The organism is Gilvimarinus chinensis DSM 19667 (assembly GCF_000377745.1).
In the GTDB taxonomy this organism is placed as follows: domain Bacteria; phylum Pseudomonadota; class Gammaproteobacteria; order Pseudomonadales; family Cellvibrionaceae; genus Gilvimarinus; species Gilvimarinus chinensis.
This window is the reverse complement of the sequence record NZ_KB898706.1, coordinates 1,105,406-1,120,230: the sequence shown is the minus strand read 5'-3', so window position 1 is coordinate 1,120,230 and position 14,825 is coordinate 1,105,406. Positions and strand designations below refer to the sequence as shown.

At 51.3% G+C, this 14,825-nt stretch carries 17 protein-coding genes; 14 read left to right on the top strand and 3 right to left on the bottom strand.

What is annotated here, in order from left to right:
* The first annotated feature begins 106 nt into the window (after window positions 1-106).
* The 4 genes from coxB to D568_RS0105225 are packed head-to-tail and all read left to right on the top strand — an operon-like array spanning window position 107 to window position 4,380.
* On the top strand, window positions 107-1,249 hold the full coding sequence (gene coxB, locus D568_RS0105240; protein ID WP_020208531.1) for a cytochrome c oxidase subunit II: 1,143 nt from the start codon (window positions 107-109) through the stop codon (window positions 1,247-1,249).
* A gap of 11 nt (window positions 1,250-1,260) precedes the next feature.
* Complete coding sequence (gene ctaD / locus D568_RS0105235) at window positions 1,261-2,820, top strand: cytochrome c oxidase subunit I (RefSeq protein ID WP_020208530.1); 1,560 nt, start codon at window positions 1,261-1,263, stop codon at window positions 2,818-2,820.
* A 30-nt stretch (window positions 2,821-2,850) separates the two neighbouring features.
* The gene (locus D568_RS0105230; protein ID WP_020208529.1) at window positions 2,851-3,426 is read left to right on the top strand and encodes a cytochrome c oxidase assembly protein; all 576 of its coding nucleotides are present in this window, start codon (window positions 2,851-2,853) and stop codon (window positions 3,424-3,426) included.
* A 42-nt stretch (window positions 3,427-3,468) separates the two neighbouring features.
* On the top strand, window positions 3,469-4,380 hold the full coding sequence (locus tag D568_RS0105225; RefSeq protein ID WP_020208528.1) for a cytochrome c oxidase subunit 3: 912 nt from the start codon (window positions 3,469-3,471) through the stop codon (window positions 4,378-4,380).
* A 62-nt stretch (window positions 4,381-4,442) separates the two neighbouring features.
* Here D568_RS0105225 and D568_RS0105220 read toward each other — a convergent pair whose 3' ends face one another.
* Window positions 4,443-4,670, bottom strand: coding sequence for a DUF2909 domain-containing protein (locus D568_RS0105220; RefSeq protein ID WP_020208527.1), 228 nt, complete (start codon window positions 4,668-4,670; stop codon window positions 4,443-4,445).
* A gap of 117 nt (window positions 4,671-4,787) precedes the next feature.
* Here D568_RS0105220 and D568_RS19345 point away from each other — a divergent pair, with 117 nt between their 5' ends.
* The 7 genes from D568_RS19345 to D568_RS0105185 all read left to right on the top strand — a co-directional run bounded on the left by D568_RS19345 (window position 4,788) and on the right by D568_RS0105185 (window position 9,710).
* Window positions 4,788-5,528 (top strand): SURF1 family protein, encoded by a 741-nt coding sequence (locus tag D568_RS19345; protein WP_020208526.1) that lies wholly within the window; start codon window positions 4,788-4,790, stop codon window positions 5,526-5,528.
* 10 nt (window positions 5,529-5,538) lie between these two features.
* On the top strand, window positions 5,539-6,159 hold the full coding sequence (locus tag D568_RS19340) for a hypothetical protein (protein WP_020208525.1): 621 nt from the start codon (window positions 5,539-5,541) through the stop codon (window positions 6,157-6,159).
* Window positions 6,149-7,162 (top strand): COX15/CtaA family protein, encoded by a 1,014-nt coding sequence (locus D568_RS0105205; RefSeq protein ID WP_020208524.1) that lies wholly within the window; start codon window positions 6,149-6,151, stop codon window positions 7,160-7,162. The genes D568_RS19340 and D568_RS0105205 overlap by 11 nt, the downstream gene beginning before the upstream one ends.
* Before the next feature lie 39 nt (window positions 7,163-7,201).
* Complete coding sequence (cyoE, locus tag D568_RS0105200; RefSeq protein WP_020208523.1) at window positions 7,202-8,113, top strand: heme o synthase; 912 nt, start codon at window positions 7,202-7,204, stop codon at window positions 8,111-8,113.
* A gap of 34 nt (window positions 8,114-8,147) precedes the next feature.
* Window positions 8,148-8,795 carry an SCO family protein gene (locus D568_RS0105195; RefSeq protein ID WP_020208522.1) on the top strand — a complete coding sequence of 216 codons (648 nt, stop codon included), beginning with the start codon at window positions 8,148-8,150 and terminating at the stop codon, window positions 8,793-8,795.
* 79 nt (window positions 8,796-8,874) lie between these two features.
* Entirely contained in the window at window positions 8,875-9,117 is a 243-nt protein-coding gene (locus tag D568_RS19335) for a hypothetical protein (protein ID WP_157497629.1), read from the top strand.
* Window positions 9,099-9,710 (top strand): DUF2238 domain-containing protein, encoded by a 612-nt coding sequence (locus D568_RS0105185; protein WP_020208520.1) that lies wholly within the window; start codon window positions 9,099-9,101, stop codon window positions 9,708-9,710. Before D568_RS19335 ends, D568_RS0105185 begins: the two co-directional genes overlap by 19 nt.
* 143 nt (window positions 9,711-9,853) lie before the next feature.
* Here the strand turns inward: D568_RS0105185 and D568_RS0105180 are convergent, their stop codons facing one another.
* Window positions 9,854-10,507, bottom strand: coding sequence for a DsbA family oxidoreductase (locus D568_RS0105180; RefSeq protein WP_020208519.1), 654 nt, complete (start codon window positions 10,505-10,507; stop codon window positions 9,854-9,856).
* 214 nt (window positions 10,508-10,721) lie between these two features.
* Window positions 10,722-11,972: a PepSY-associated TM helix domain-containing protein gene (locus D568_RS0105175; protein WP_020208518.1), complete on the bottom strand. Its 1,251-nt coding sequence runs from the start codon at window positions 11,970-11,972 to the stop codon at window positions 10,722-10,724.
* A gap of 196 nt (window positions 11,973-12,168) precedes the next feature.
* Between D568_RS0105175 and D568_RS19330 the strand changes: the two genes are divergently transcribed.
* The 3 genes from D568_RS19330 to D568_RS20970 all read left to right on the top strand — a co-directional run bounded on the left by D568_RS19330 (window position 12,169) and on the right by D568_RS20970 (window position 14,728).
* Complete coding sequence (locus tag D568_RS19330; RefSeq protein ID WP_020208517.1) at window positions 12,169-12,822, top strand: DUF4919 domain-containing protein; 654 nt, start codon at window positions 12,169-12,171, stop codon at window positions 12,820-12,822.
* Window positions 12,823-12,849: 27 nt separating this feature from the next.
* Entirely contained in the window at window positions 12,850-13,389 is a 540-nt protein-coding gene (locus D568_RS0105165) for a pyridoxamine 5'-phosphate oxidase family protein (RefSeq protein WP_020208516.1), read from the top strand.
* Between the two features lie 124 nt (window positions 13,390-13,513).
* Entirely contained in the window at window positions 13,514-14,728 is a 1,215-nt protein-coding gene (locus D568_RS20970; RefSeq protein ID WP_020208515.1) for an alpha/beta fold hydrolase, read from the top strand.
* The last annotated feature ends 97 nt before the right edge of the window (window positions 14,729-14,825 follow it).

Below are 14,825 nucleotides of genomic sequence, written 5' to 3'. Positions count from 1 at the left end.
AAGTGCCAAGGCCAGGCGGCGCAACTAAAAAATAAAGGTGAGCCAGAAGGTATCGTGCTCTTCCTAACAATAATCATAACGAAACCACTAACGGAGAAGATGGGCAATGTTGAAAGCAGCAGGTGGGCTCTGTGCCCGTATGCTCGGTTTCGCAGTGCTGCTCACGAGTCAACTGGCTCTGGCAGACGAAACTGAGTCGTTGAAGTTCAATATGACCCGGGGGGTGACGCCGGTCAGTCAAGACATCCACGGCCTGCATATGCAGATGTTCTGGTGGTGTGTCGGTATCGGGGTCGTGGTGTTCGGCATCATGTTTGTCAGCATGTTCCTGCACAGAAAATCCCGCGGCGTAAAACCGGCCAACTTTCACGAGAGCACCTGGCTCGAGTTAACCTGGACCGCCATCCCGATTTTAATCCTGGTGCTGATGGGCATTCCCGCCTCCAAATCCCTTATTAATTTGTACGACACTCGCGAATCCGAAGTCGATGTATTAATTACCGGCTATCAGTGGCGCTGGAAGTACGAAATTCTGGGTGAAGACGTCAGCTTCTTCAGTAACCTCTCTACCCCGCGCGACGAAATTGAAGGCTTTGCCGAGAAAAACCCCAATTATCTGTTGGAAGTGGATGAACCCCTGGTATTGCCCGTGGGTAAAAAAATCCGCTTTATCGTCACCGCCAACGATGTGATTCACAATTGGTGGGTACCCGACTTCGGCGTTAAGCGCGATGCGATTCCCGGTTTTACCAACGACTCCTGGGCGATTATTGAAGAGCCCGGCACCTATCGCGGCCAGTGCGCCGAGCTGTGTGGTAAAGACCACGGCTTTATGCCCATTGTGGTGGAGGCCAAAACCCAAGAGGAATACCGCGCCTGGCTGGACGAGAAAAAAGCCGCCGCCGCTGCGCTTGCCGAGTTGACCGAAAAAACCTTTACCTTTGACGAGCTTTACGCCCAGGGTGAAGAGGTGTACAACCGCTCCTGCGCCGCCTGTCACCAGGCCAATGGTGAGGGCCTGCCGGGCACCTTCCCCAGCCTGAAAGAGGGCATTGCGGTAGGGCCCATTCAAGATCACATAGACGTAGTGGTAAACGGTGTACCGGGTACCGCTATGCAGGCATTTGGTGAGCAATTGTCTGAAGTCGATATCGCCGCCGTGGTGACCTACGAGCGTAACGCTTGGGGTAACAACATGGGCGATTTGGCTCAACCGCTCGATATTTATAACCATAAACAGGGCAAATAAGGAGGTAGACAATGGCTCACGGTCCCGCAAAAGGCATTACGCGCTGGTTGTATACCACCAACCACAAAGATATTGGCAGCATGTATCTGTGGTTTAGTTTTGCCATGTTTTTTCTGGGCGGTATTTTCGCCCTGGTGATTCGCGCCGAGCTGTTCCAGCCCGGCCTGCAAATCGTCGACCCTAACTTTTTTAACCAGATGACCACCATGCACGGTTTGGTGATGGTGTTCGGTGCGGTTATGCCCGCGTTTGTGGGCTTGGCCAACTGGATGATTCCCATGCAGATAGGCGCGCCGGATATGGCACTGCCGCGCATGAATAACTGGAGTTTCTGGATTCTGCCGTTTGCGTTTGCAATGCTCTCGTCCACGCTGTTTATGGACGGCGGCGCCCCCAACTTTGGTTGGACCTTCTACGCACCGCTGTCCACCACCTACGCCCCGCCGTCGGTGACTTTCTTTATTTTTGCCATCCACATTATGGGTGCCAGCTCGATTATGGGGGCGATTAATATCATCGCCACCATCGTCAATATGCGCGCCCCCGGCATGACCTACATGAAAATGCCGCTGTTCGTCTGGACCTGGTTAATTACCGCCTTTTTGCTGATTGCGGTAATGCCGGTACTGGCGGGTGTGGTCACCATGATGCTGATGGACATTCACTTTGGCACCAGCTTCTTCGATGCCGCCGGTGGCGGTGACCCGGTTCTGTTCCAGCATGTGTTCTGGTTCTTCGGTCATCCCGAGGTGTACATCATGATTCTGCCGGCCTTTGGTATTGTCTCGGCGATCATTCCCACCTTTGCACGCAAGCCGCTGTTTGGTTACGCGTCTATGGTGTACGCCACCGCCGCCATTGCCTTTTTAAGCTTTGTGGTCTGGGCGCACCATATGTTTACCGTGGGTCTGCCCATTGCCGGTGAGCTGTTCTTTATGTGGGCCACCATGCTGATCGCCGTGCCCACCGGGGTAAAAGTGTTCAACTGGGTGGCGACTATGTTCAAAGGTGCCATGACCTTTGAAACCCCCATGCTGTTCTCTATTGCCTTTGTAATTTTGTTCACCATCGGCGGCTTCTCGGGCTTGATGCTCGCCATCGCCCCGGCGGACTTCCAGTATCACGATACCTACTTTGTGGTGGCGCACTTCCACTATGTGCTGGTGCCCGGTGCTATTTTCTCCATCACCGCGGGCGTGTACTACTGGCTGCCCAAGTGGTGCGGCAATATGTACAACGAGACCATGGGCAAGCTGCATTTCTGGCTGGCGTTTATCGGCCTTAACGTGACTTTCTTCCCCATGCACTTTTCGGGCTTGGCGGGTATGCCCCGTCGTATTCCCGACTACAACATGATGTTTGCCGACTGGAATATGATTTCCTCCGTGGGCGCCTTCTTGTTTGGTGCAGCGCAGGTACTGTTTTTGTACAACGTGATCGCCACCATTGTAGGCGGCAAAAAAGCCACCGACGAAGTGTGGGAAAACCCCGAAGGCTTGGAGTGGACCGTGCCCTCACCGGCGCCTTACCACACCTTTAGCGAGCCACCGGAGTTTAAATCGTCTCATTGAATTGTTCGTGAGCTTATATAGGTTTTGTGTGTGAAGTTACTGCCAACCGATCCGATAAAAAGGCTTAGTCTAAAGCTGGCGGTGACATCCTTTGGGTTTTTATTATTCGCCCTGTTTGTGATGCCGCCGCTGTACGACGCCTTTTGTGAGATTACCGGATTAAACGGCAAAACAGGTGACAAGTACGAAGCGGTAGATGCGGTAGTCGATACCAGCCGCGACATTAAAGTGCAGTTTGTCGCCACCAATAACTCAGGCATGCCCTGGCAGTTTGGCCCCGAGGTAAAAACCGTCACGGTTCACCCGGGTGAGCAAACACGGATTAATTACCGGGTTAAAAACACCACCGGTAAAGATATGATCGGCCAGGCCATTCCGTCGCTTACGCCCTACAAGGCCAGCAGTTACTTTCACAAAACCGAATGTTTTTGTTTTAACCAACAGGCGCTGTTGGCGGGTACCGAGGCAGAATTGCCGATGTATTTCATCATCGACCAGGATCTGCCCGAACACATCAAAACGGTGACACTTAGCTATACCTTGTTTGATGTCACCGACCGCTTCAGCAAAGAAGAGTTGTTAAGCATGGTCGTTACCGACCAATAACATTAACCGCAGAACAATAACATTTTGCGCGGGGAGTAGATTATGAGTGGAGGAACCTACTACGTACCGGAACAGAGCAAGCTGCCGATTTTTGCCAGCTTTGGTTTGTTTTTAACGGTATTTGGTGCAGCCAATTGGATGAATGGCAATTCGTCTGGCCCCTGGCTGTTTTTTGCTGGCGGCTTAACCTTTGCTGCGGTGTTGTGGAACTGGTTCAGCATTGTTATCAGCGAAAATATGGCGGGTCTTAACAGCCCGCAGTTAAAACGCTCCTACGTGATCGGTATGGGCTGGTTTATTTTCTCTGAGGTGATGTTCTTTGCCGCCTTCTTCGGTGCGCTGTTTTATATTCGCGCCCTGGCGCTGCCCTGGCTTGCCGGTGAAGGCGATGGCGTGGATAACGTACTCTTGTGGCCAGGCTTTGCTAACGAATGGCCCCTAATGACCACACCGGATATGGCCGCTAATGGCGAGGGCGCGACGAAAGTCGGGCCGGATGCCGCCATGAGCTGGCCGGGCTTTGGCGGTTTGTTTAGCTGGCTGCCGTTTTGGAATACCGTTGTGTTGTTAAGCTCCAGTGTCACCGTACACTTTGCTCACACTGCCATCAAAAACAACAACCGCAAACAGTTCAACATTATGCTGGGCGTAACTGTTTTGCTGGGTTTTATCTTTTTGTTCCTGCAGGCTGAAGAGTATATTCACGCCTACCACGAGTTGGGCCTGACCTTGCAGTCCGGTATTTACGGCACCACCTTCTTTATGCTGACAGGCTTTCACGGCGCCCACGTGACCATGGGTACCATTATGCTGTTGGTGATGTGGCTGCGCTCGGTGCTAAAAGGTCACTTTAAACCCGATGATAACTTCGGCTTTGAAGCGGCCAGCTGGTACTGGCACTTTGTGGACGTGGTGTGGGTAGGCCTATTCTTTGTGGTGTATGTATTTGGTTAAGGCTTTTAAGTTGGGCCAAATAAATTTGGCCCAACTTATTGCAGCTTGCGCGATAGTGACTTTTAGCGCAGATGCTGATCCCAGGGCGCGGTATCGGTCAGAATGCCAGTGTAAAAACCATAGCCTACGAACATCATCATCAAGATAGCGAGGGTAATGCGAATACCCAACGCATACAGCGTTCGCTTAGTGCCGGGCACACCGGCATCGCGCAGTAAATAATTGAGACCGGCGGTCAGGCTTAAGACCACGCCGATAAATAAAATTAGGATAATAATTTTAAGCCACATAGTGAACCCTGATTATTAGAATATGAATGGATAGACAGCGATAGTAACGCAAAGCCAGATAACTCTAAACGCTTGCTGGATATTTGAGTTATCAACGATGTAAAGGCAGCCAAAACCGTGACACCCCGAGGCAAACCCACGTTACGCTTTACGCCCAATACCTGGATTTTGGTGTTATCACTGATATTCCTACCGCTGTTAATCGGTTTAGGAATTTGGCAATTAAACCGCGCCGATGAAAAACGAGACTTAGAGGGGCAGCTGGCACAAAGGCAAACCGCCGCGCCGGTTGCTTTGCAAAGCGTAAAAAGCCCAGCAGCCTATACGCGTATTATGGTTGAAGGACAATTTGATTCTGATCACACCTGGTTAGTGGATAATCGCCTGCGCGATGGCAGGGCAGGCTACGAAGTGGTGCAACCCTTTATCTCGGATAACGGCAATAGGGTGCTGGTCAATCGCGGTTGGCTGCCCGCATCGGCGCGGCGCGAACAATTACCAGAAATAAAAAATATAACGGGCGATACTACCATTTTTGCCGAGGTGGCTTACGCCAGCGATCACCCTATGCTATCGGCGCAAAGCGACACCGAAAACTGGCCCAAGGTGATTACACAGGTTGTGCCGTCGGTAATGGCGCAGTCACTCGGCGAGCCGGTAGCGGATTACTATTTAAAGTTGGATGCTGCCAGCACGGGAGCGTTTGTCACTGCTTGGCAGCCTATTAATATGAGTTCGTCCAAGCACACCGGTTATGCGGTACAGTGGTTTGCTATGGCACTTGCCCTGATTATTTTAAACGTGTTTGCCAACACTAATGTGGCGCAAGTAATAAAACATAAAAAGCACAGGCAGTAGAGAGGTGTGTATGAGCGGGGAACAACAAGCGCCCAATAAAAGGCGCGGACAGATTCAGGCGTTACTGTTAATGCTGGTGGTGGCGCTGCCCATGATCGCCGCTTATGTGATTTACCACACAGGTATGGGCATACCCGAGGGCACGGTTAATAAAGGAAAATTATTGCAGCCACCGCAGCATCTGCCGGATTTACCCGTGCGCTTTGCCGACGGCGCGGCTTGGGATTTTGCTGAACAACCCGTGCGATGGCGTTATGTGATTCCCGGTAGCGGCAGCTGCGACCAAGTGTGCCGCGACAACTTGTATTTGACCCGTCAGGTGCATATTCGCCTGAATGAAAAAGCCCGCCGGGTGGAGCGTTATTATCTGTTGCTGGACGGCGTCATTGAGCCCCAGTTTGCTGCCTACCTGGAAAAAGAGCACCCACGTCTGCGTATTCTCGAAGCCCCCCGTAAGGAGTTAAACGCCGCTCTTTCTGAGACCAATGAAGCACAGAACCCCGATCGCGCGGGGCGTTATTTTCTGATGGATCAACAAGGCTACTTAATGATGAGCTACGGCCCCAACACTGACGGTGCCGACTTATTAAAAGACGTTAAAAAAATGCTGAAGACATCCTATGAAGAGTAACGTTACCTGGGGCTTTCGCTTGGCGCTGTTGGCCACTGCGCTGGCATCGGTTGTCGTCGTATTGGGGGCCTTTACCCGGCTGGTGGATGCGGGGCTGGGCTGTCCCGATTGGCCCGGTTGTTACGGTCATTTAACCTGGCCCACCACCGAAGAGCATGTCGCCACCGCCGAGGCGCTTTTCCCCGAAACGCCGGTCGAGCACGATAAAACCTGGCCGGAAATGGTGCATCGTCATTTCGCTGGGCTGCTGGGCTTGCTGATACTGGGTTTAACCATTTTTACCTGGCGCCGGGCTGCGCAAACCGGGCAGCCTTTACCCAAGGGCCACACCCTGGGCTTGCTAATTTTGGTGATTATTCAGGCCGCCTTTGGTATGTGGACGGTCACCCTTAAGCTTTGGCCCCAGGTGGTTACTGCGCACCTGCTGGGGGGCTTTGCCACTTTAAGTCTGCTGTGGCTGTTGGCCCAGCGCCTGGGGCCCTGGCAGTGGATTAGCCAGCAGACCGGTAAAATACGCGCGCTTAAACCACTGGTGCTGTTGGCGTTAGTACTGGTGGTGCTACAAATTGCCCTGGGCGGCTGGACCAGCTCGAACTATGCGGCCCTCGCCTGTACCGACTTTCCCACTTGCCATGGCAAGTGGTGGCCCGAGATGGACGTAGCGCGCGGTTTTAATTTTGCCCAGACCATTGGCCCCAACTATTTGGGTGGTCTGCTGGAGGGTGAGGCGCGCACCGCCATTCACATGGCCCATCGTTTGGGGGCCATAGTCGTCACCCTGGCGGTTTTGCTCTTGGTGGTGCGGCTGTTCGGAATTCGCTGCGCCCGGCATATGGCGGGTACCTTGCTGGCCGTGCTGGCGCTGCAGGTGAGCCTGGGCATTACCAATGTGATGGCGCATTTGCCGCTGGCAGTCGCCGTGACGCATAACGCCGTGGGGGCGCTGCTGTTGCTCACCCTCGTCACCTTGACGCATCGGGTGTTTACGGCGCAAAGTACTTAACGACAACGCACCACATATAAGAATGATATAGGTACGCTTATGGCACAAACACAGGCACTGGCCCAATCGCTCAGTTGGCGCGATTACTACGAGCTGACCAAACCCAAGGTGGTCATGCTGATGATTCTCACCTCGGTGATCGGCATGTTGCTGGCGGTGCCCGGAATGGTGCCGCTGGATGTACTGCTAATTGGCAATCTGGGCATCGCCCTGTGCGCCGGTTCGGCGGCGGCGGTCAATCACCTGGTGGATCGCACCATCGATCAGAAAATGTCGCGCACCTTAAACCGCCCGGTGGCCAAAGGTCGGGTCGAGCCCATGCAGGCGCTACTGTTTGCCGGGGTTATCGGTGCTTTGGGTATGACGTTGCTGGTGGTGTTTATTAACATCTTAACCGCCGTGCTCACGCTTATTTCGCTGCTCGGTTATGCGCTGGTGTACACCCTGTTTTTAAAGCGCGCCACGCCGCAGAATATTGTGATTGGCGGCATCGCTGGCGCCGCTCCGCCGCTGCTGGGCTGGACGGCGGTAACCGGCAGCATTGACGGCCACGCGCTCTTGCTGGTGCTGATTATTTTCGCCTGGACGCCGCCGCACTTCTGGGCCCTGGCGGTCCACCGTAAAGACGACTACGCCAAGGCCGATATTCCCATGCTGCCTGTCACCCACGGCGAGCAGTACACCAAGCTGCATATATTTCTGTACACCATCATTATGGTGCTGGTGACCTTGCTGCCGTTTATTACCGGCATGATGAACTGGATTTATTTGGTGGGTGCGCTGGTGCTGGGGGCCGGGTTTTTGTACTGGTCGTTTATGCTCATGGTGAGTAAGCGCGAAGGCCTGGGTATGGAAACTTTTAAATATTCCATTATTTATTTGATGGCGCTGTTTGTGGTGATGCTGGCGGACCATTATATATTGCCTGCGCAAACCATAGGCGCGGTTTAATCTTTTAATCAATTGATGTTTAGGTAAAAGCGCAATGAGCAGTTCTTCCAACCGGCGCGGTATTTTCATCACGGTTTTGTGTTGCGTAGCATTTATGGCGCTGGTGGTAGCCGGGGTGGTGCACAAGCTGCTCAGCCCCCGGGTGATGACCCAAAGCGAATTGCAGCTCAACGGCGCCATCGTGTTCGACAAGCCCCGCCGCTTTGAAGACTTTGAGTTACTCGACCAAAACGGCGAGCCTTTTACGAAAGACGATTTAACCGGTCAGTGGTCGCTGCTGTTTTTTGGTTTTACCCACTGCCCGGATATCTGCCCCACCACCATGGCCGATATGGCGCGCCTAAAACAAAACCTGCCCGCCGACATTGCTGAACAAACCCAGGGCGTGCTGGTGAGCCTGGACCCGGCGCGCGACACGCCAGAGTTACTAAAAGATTATGTGGGTTATTTTAATCCGGAGTTTATCGGTGTTACCGGCGACTTTCTGCAAATTCGCCGCTTTGCCAATCAGGTGAACGTCGCTTTTACCAAAGTCACCCAGGGCGACGACTACACCGTGGATCACTCGGGTAATATTGTTTTAATTAACCCCTACGGTGACTACCACGGCTTTTTTAAACCGCCGTTTGAATTGGCTAAATTAAAAGCCACCTATAGCTCAATTGTCACCAGCTTTGATTAACCCCGGCTTGGCAAAGGATCGCCCAATGCGTTTTTTTTGTTTTACTCTTATTGCAACTGGGCTACTGGCAAGTGGCTGTGTGGCAAAACCAAAAACCATTCATGTGTACGATGCCGAATGTAATATTCAAGTGCGTAAGGCGGTGCTGGATACCTCGCAAGTCAAACAGACGTTGAGTTGTACTAACGACGAATGTGTAGACGACCTTATCGCCAGCAGTATAGTGGGGGCGGGCAGTGTGATCGTCGCGGGCAGTATTGTAATGGTGTCTAACGTGGTGTACTGGATTGAGCGAGAGCAAGAATGTCAGGCCGTCAATTAAAAACCTTCGCCTGGGCGGCCGTATTTATTGCCGTTTTTCTCTGGTCGGCCATTGCCCCTCACGACTATTTTACTTGGGTGCTTGAAGTCGCTCCCGCGGTTATCGGCGCTTTATTATTGCTCGTTACGCGAAATCAATTTCCGCTCACGCCTTTATTGTCGGTATTAATTTTAATGCACTGCATTGTGTTGATGGTGGGCGGCCACTACACCTATGCCGAGGTCCCGCTGTTTGAAAACCTGTGGGGCAGTGAGCGCAATAACTACGATAAGCTCGGTCACTTCTTCCAGGGGTTTGTGCCGGCACTGCTCGCGCGCGAAATTCTCTTACGGCAGCAGGTGGTTAAGCCCGGCCGTTGGCTCGCATTATTTGTGGTGTCTTTGTGTTTGGCGTTTAGCGCCTTTTACGAGTTGATCGAATGGTGGGTGGCACTGGCTACCGGCGAGAATGCCGAGGCATTTTTAGGTACTCAGGGCTATGAGTGGGATACGCAGTCGGATATGGGTTGGGCCCTGCTGGGGGCTGTCAGCTGTTTAGTTTGCCTTAGCAAGTGGCACAATCGACAGTTGCAGCAACTGACACTATTGAACTGACAGTGGTGGTTAGCTGAGGCAAAAGTAAGATTACGATGCACGTTCGCTTTAACCGTGCATAGTCGAGCCGTTGTTAACCCACCGCGATAGACATGTTCAATAATTGTCAGCGACTTCGATGTGTGGGCTTTAGCTTTAAGCTCTTAAGGTTGCTCCGCCTCGGCGCTAATATCCTTAAAGGCCTGTATCAAAGTTGCTGGCTCTTGTGCCCCAGAGATCAAATATTTTTGGTTAACAATAAAAGCAGGTACAGCCGTTACACCGGCTTGCTGATAGGTCGCTTCGTCTTGTCGCACGGCATCAGCGAATTGCGTCGACTGCAATACCTCTAGGGCAGCTTTCTCGTCCAGCCCAAGCCGGGTGACAATCTCTAAGAGAACCTTTTGCTGTGAGACATCTTCAGCGCGCCCAAAGTATGCTTCAAACAGTGCCTGCTTCATCTCGGTTTGCTTGCCTTGCTCAGCGGCCCACTTCACTAAACGGTGGCCGTCGAATGTATTGCAGGTATAGCGTTCTTGCAGTTTGTCAAAGTTGATTCCCAGGCTCTTCGCTACCTGGATCATTTGCTCCTGATTTGCGCGCATCTCCTCTTCCGTACCGCCGTATTTTCGTACCAGAGCCGGAAGAATAGGTTCACCTTTGCCGGAGTGGTCAGGGTCCAGCTCAAAGGCGTGCCACTGAACAGTAAAGTGGTAATCGGGTGCGAGCTGCTCCATTGCCTGTGTCAGGCGTGCATAACCGATAGCGCACCAGGGGCAAGCGATGTCAGAGACGATGTCAATCTGGATAGTGTGCATTCAGTACCTTTTCAGAAAGGGGTTATAAATTCAATAGCGCTAGGGCTAGTTGAACTTACTTGAGGCCTTGGTTCAAGCCTTTTAGGTGTGAATTGCAGAGGAAAGCGAATGACTGTGGTGCAACGGGAGAGGGGGTGGCGTTTAGATTAAAATGCTAGTCGTATTGGTGATGCTGGCAAAGTGTCACAAGTATGACCTTTGCCAGCGGGGTAACTTATACGGGTTGTGTTTGGGCTTGGATTTCAGCCAGCCTTTTTTCTTTGGCTTTTACTTTGCGCCACCAGATAATCACCCCGGTAATGCTGAGGGCGGCTACTACGATCCCCATAATGGAAATCAGGATGCGACCGGGTAAGCCGAGAATACGACCCGAGTGCAAAGGAAATTGCGCCTGTACAAAAATATCGGCCGCCGTACCTTGCCAGGGCACAAAGTCGCCCAGCACCTCGCCTGTATGGCCGTCGAAAAACAAAGCCTCGTGGCCCACGCCACCCGAACCGTGGCTATCGCCATCGTCGAAATACTCTACCCGGTACATACCCCACTCACGGGCGTACCAAATAGAGCCCACCGGTTGGGTCCAGCCAATAGCATCACCTTCGGTGCGCGCCAGGGTCTGGATATCGCTAAAGGTCAGAGTCGGTGTAATGGGGTCGTCGTGGTCGTTGGGCGCGCGCTCTTCCAGAGGTGAAGGTGTTACATCTGACACCATGGACATCACTGGAAAAAACACCTCTCGGTACAAGTTGAGTGAAAAAGCCGTAAACGCAATGACAAACAGCAGCAGCCAGGTCCACAGGCCCAGCGCGCGGTGTAAATCAAAGTTAAAACGTATCGGGCCTGCGGTGCGGCGGATTTTCCATGCCGGTGCCCAGCGATTCATCCAACCGCGGCCGTTTTTACGCTCGCGGCCTTTGTTGCGTGGCAAAGTGAGGTAAAAGCCCACAAAACAATCGAAGGTCCATAGTAGGGCGATCACGCCCAGCAACCAAATGCCCCAGTGATCAATGTCGAAAAACTCTGGAATGTGCAAGCTAAAGTGCAGCTTGTACAAGAACGACATAAAGGTTTCACCGGTAATAGGCCACACTTGGCCCCACAAGCGTTTACCCATAATCTCGCCGCTGACCGGGTCCACATACACTTGGTTAAACTCGGGCTTGTATAAGTGGCCGGTTTCGGGGTTGACTCGAGGTGCCACCCAAAAGTATTGCGAGTGGCCGGGCTCTGGCGCCAGCTCAAAATAGGTGACTTCGACTTTGGGGTATGCGTTTTCAACCATTGTCGCCAGGTCAGTGGCCGCAATGGGGGTGCCTTCGGTGTGAGTCTTATTCAAGTGGGGGTTGAGCCATTCATCCAGCTCGTGATCCCAGGAAATAATCGCCCCCGTTAGACCGGTGATCACCAGAAAGGCCGCGATGGTCAATCCCAGGTACCGGTGTAGGATAAGCATAAAAGAGCGCATGATGGTTACCACTGTTTTACATTCATAATATAGAGCGCGCATTGTATTACAAATTATTCGCATTTACTTGCGAGATGCACTTTCATTAAAGCTCTGTCTTCAAGACAAAAGCGGGCTAAGACCACTTTTTTTAACAGGGCTCGTGCTATGCTCGCGTTTTCTGTGGGTTTATAAAAGGAAGGAGTAGGGTCTAGCGATGCGCGCATTAGGATTGGCGGTAGCACTGGTATTGGTGGCGGCTTGTAGTCATACCCAAACGGACGACAAGGCGACTAATTTGCCAGCAGATGTTACATACCATCAGCTGGTCGACAGCGTTAGCTCTCATACAACCCTTCCGGATTTAATCAGCCTGCGGGAAATATACGTGCAAACCAGTTACTACCAGCCCTACTCGGGGCCCGAGCTGGTGTTGTCTCAGGTTATGTTTGAAGCTTTGGGCGCAGAGGACTGGAAAAGTTGCCAACGCCATGCGCAAACCATTCTCGACAGCAACTTTATTAGTTTACCCGCGCACTATGCCGCCATGGTGTGTGAAGAAATGCTGGGTAATACCGACACTAGCAGCTTCCATCAAGTGCTGCTGGATGGACTGGTGGAGGCTATTTGGTCGTCGGGAAATGGCACCAGCGAAGAAGAAGCCTTCTTTTGCACCAGTACGCCCGAACTGCAGGCGTTTATTCAAATTCAAGGTTTAGAAATTACCGGTCAAGCTCTAAGCGAGGGTGAGGATGGTCGCGCTTTTGATATTATGGACATTAAAGAGCCGCTTACCGAGCGCGCATTTACCTGGTATTTTGATATCACCACTCAGTGGCAAAAAGGCCTAAAGAACCTTAGCACTTTATAACTACACGCCAAAAAAAGGGAGTGGCAGATGGGACGCCAGTATCAAACTATAGGACGAGAGCTTCACGCATTTATCCGTCAACAGAAACTCTTTTTTGTTGCGACGGCAACTGACAGCAGCCGGGTTAATGTGTCTCCGAAGGGGATGGACTCTTTAAGGGTATTGAACCCTAATCGACTGATTTGGCTCAACGTTACAGGTTCCGGTAACGAAACAGCCGCCCATGTTAAAGCAAATCCACGTATGACCATTATGTTCTGTGCTTTTGAGGGGGCGCCCATGATTCTGCGCCTCTACGGTACGGCCACAACTGTTCAACCGAAAGATGATGACTGGCCTGCTCTTGTTTCACACTTCACGCCGCTGCCGGGTGCCAGGCAGATTTTTGATATGAAAGTAGAGCTAGTGCAAACCTCTTGCGGAATGGCAGTGCCTTTTTTTGAATATCAGGATGAACGTGATCAACTTAATCAGTGGGCGCGAGCAAAAGGGGATGCGGGTATAAACGAGTACTGGCAGAAGAAAAATAAGCAGAGTATTGATGGCTTGCCGACTGGGATAAAATAATTGGGTAACTGAGTTTCAGCCGACGTCTAAAACTTATTCTATTCACTACCCTGATTAACAAATGAAGTATCGGAAATACGAAATAAACGGGATTTTATTCTTTTAACAAAATGGGTTTATAAAAATGAAGTATGTGTGGCTGTTCATGGTTTTTGTTTGTGCTTCTTGTTCCTTGAAAAATATTCAACAAGAAGCAGAAGAGGCACAATCTGCCGCTACTCTTACGGGTCGAGTTGAGAGTGTTTCACCCGATAAAAAAAGCTACGTAGGGGCTTTAACGAGCACTAACGGTCAGTATGTTTTACAGGCGGTAACTGAGGTTAAGAATGGGTCGTACCGCATTAATGTACCTCAGGGGCAGTATGCCATCGCTGCTTATACTGATATGAATGAGAACGGGAAATTTGATTCTGATGTTGATTTATCGACTTACTGGGGGGACGAAAGTGGTTCTCCCATGGTGTTAGAGTATGCGGCTAGTGAAACTGTTGCTGTTCCCGATTTAGAAATCTCTAAAATTTCCGACCGTCACTTTTCCACCGATCTTAACAGCCGATATTATAAGCACAGAGACAATATTGCCAAACGGGTTAGCCTAGAAGATCCTATTTTCAGCGAGTCAGCCGCCAGTCTGGGGGTGTGGCAACCTCTTAGTTATCTTGAGAGCTATGGCGGAGGTTTAATGTTTCTGCAGGAGTTTGATGCAGAAAAGACACCGGTTATTTTTGTGCATGGAATTTTTGGCACCACAAAAAGCTTTTCCAACGTGATAGAGGGGCTAGATAAAGAGCGTTACCAAAGCTGGGTGTTGCAATACCCCAGTGGATTACGCCTGGGAATGGTAAGCGACTACTGGGTAGAGGCATTAAATAAAATTGCCGATGATTACGGTGTGAAAAAAGTCATTGTGGTGGCTCACAGTATGGGCGGGTTAGTCACAAGAGATTTTGTGCGTAAATATACTCAGCAAGAAAATCCAGTGGAGCTGAGCAAGGTCATTACGGTAAATAGCCCCCTGAATGGAATGCCCAGTGCAAAGTCGGGCGTTGAGTACTCGCCGATCATCGTGCCCTCGTGGTTTGACGTGGCAAGTGACAGTGAATTTGTTCAAGAGCTGAAGGAGTGGCATTGGCCTGCAGAAATTGATTATACGCTGGTGGCTTCTTACTTGCCGGGTAAGACCGGGGATGGTGTGGTTGCTATAGAAAACTCAGTTACTTATAAACTACAAGCTGAAGCCCGTAAGTTTTATCTGGCTCAGGGAGAGCATACACAAGTATTGGCAGAATCAGAGATGGTTAACTTTCTTGTTAACGAAATAGAGTCTGTGCCACAGTAATTGAGTTTTAGTGCTGTGATATAAAAGTATGGCTTTTGTATTTTATGACTATAGCGAGGTTCATAAATAGAAAAGCTACCGCGCTGCGTAAAGCCGG

What these genes read in the sequence shown, in the direction of transcription:
- ctaD (WP_020208530.1), top strand. Translation starts at nt 1,261, where the DNA reads ATGGCTCACGGTCCCGCAAAAGGCATTACGCGCTGGTTGTATACCACC.
- D568_RS0105195 (WP_020208522.1), top strand. Translation starts at nt 8,148, where the DNA reads ATGAGCAGTTCTTCCAACCGGCGCGGTATTTTCATCACGGTTTTGTGT.
- D568_RS0105165 (WP_020208516.1), top strand. Translation starts at nt 12,850, where the DNA reads ATGGGACGCCAGTATCAAACTATAGGACGAGAGCTTCACGCATTTATC.
- D568_RS0105180 (WP_020208519.1), bottom strand. Translation starts at nt 10,507, where the DNA reads ATGCACACTATCCAGATTGACATCGTCTCTGACATCGCTTGCCCCTGG.
- D568_RS19330 (WP_020208517.1), top strand. Translation starts at nt 12,169, where the DNA reads ATGCGCGCATTAGGATTGGCGGTAGCACTGGTATTGGTGGCGGCTTGT.
- D568_RS20970 (WP_020208515.1), top strand. Translation starts at nt 13,514, where the DNA reads ATGAAGTATGTGTGGCTGTTCATGGTTTTTGTTTGTGCTTCTTGTTCC.
- D568_RS0105205 (WP_020208524.1), top strand. Translation starts at nt 6,149, where the DNA reads ATGAAGAGTAACGTTACCTGGGGCTTTCGCTTGGCGCTGTTGGCCACT.
- cyoE (WP_020208523.1), top strand. Translation starts at nt 7,202, where the DNA reads ATGGCACAAACACAGGCACTGGCCCAATCGCTCAGTTGGCGCGATTAC.
- D568_RS0105220 (WP_020208527.1), bottom strand. Translation starts at nt 4,670, where the DNA reads ATGTGGCTTAAAATTATTATCCTAATTTTATTTATCGGCGTGGTCTTA.
- coxB (WP_020208531.1), top strand. Translation starts at nt 107, where the DNA reads ATGTTGAAAGCAGCAGGTGGGCTCTGTGCCCGTATGCTCGGTTTCGCA.
- D568_RS0105225 (WP_020208528.1), top strand. Translation starts at nt 3,469, where the DNA reads ATGAGTGGAGGAACCTACTACGTACCGGAACAGAGCAAGCTGCCGATT.
- D568_RS0105175 (WP_020208518.1), bottom strand. Translation starts at nt 11,972, where the DNA reads ATGCGCTCTTTTATGCTTATCCTACACCGGTACCTGGGATTGACCATC.
- D568_RS19340 (WP_020208525.1), top strand. Translation starts at nt 5,539, where the DNA reads ATGAGCGGGGAACAACAAGCGCCCAATAAAAGGCGCGGACAGATTCAG.
- D568_RS0105185 (WP_020208520.1), top strand. Translation starts at nt 9,099, where the DNA reads ATGTCAGGCCGTCAATTAAAAACCTTCGCCTGGGCGGCCGTATTTATT.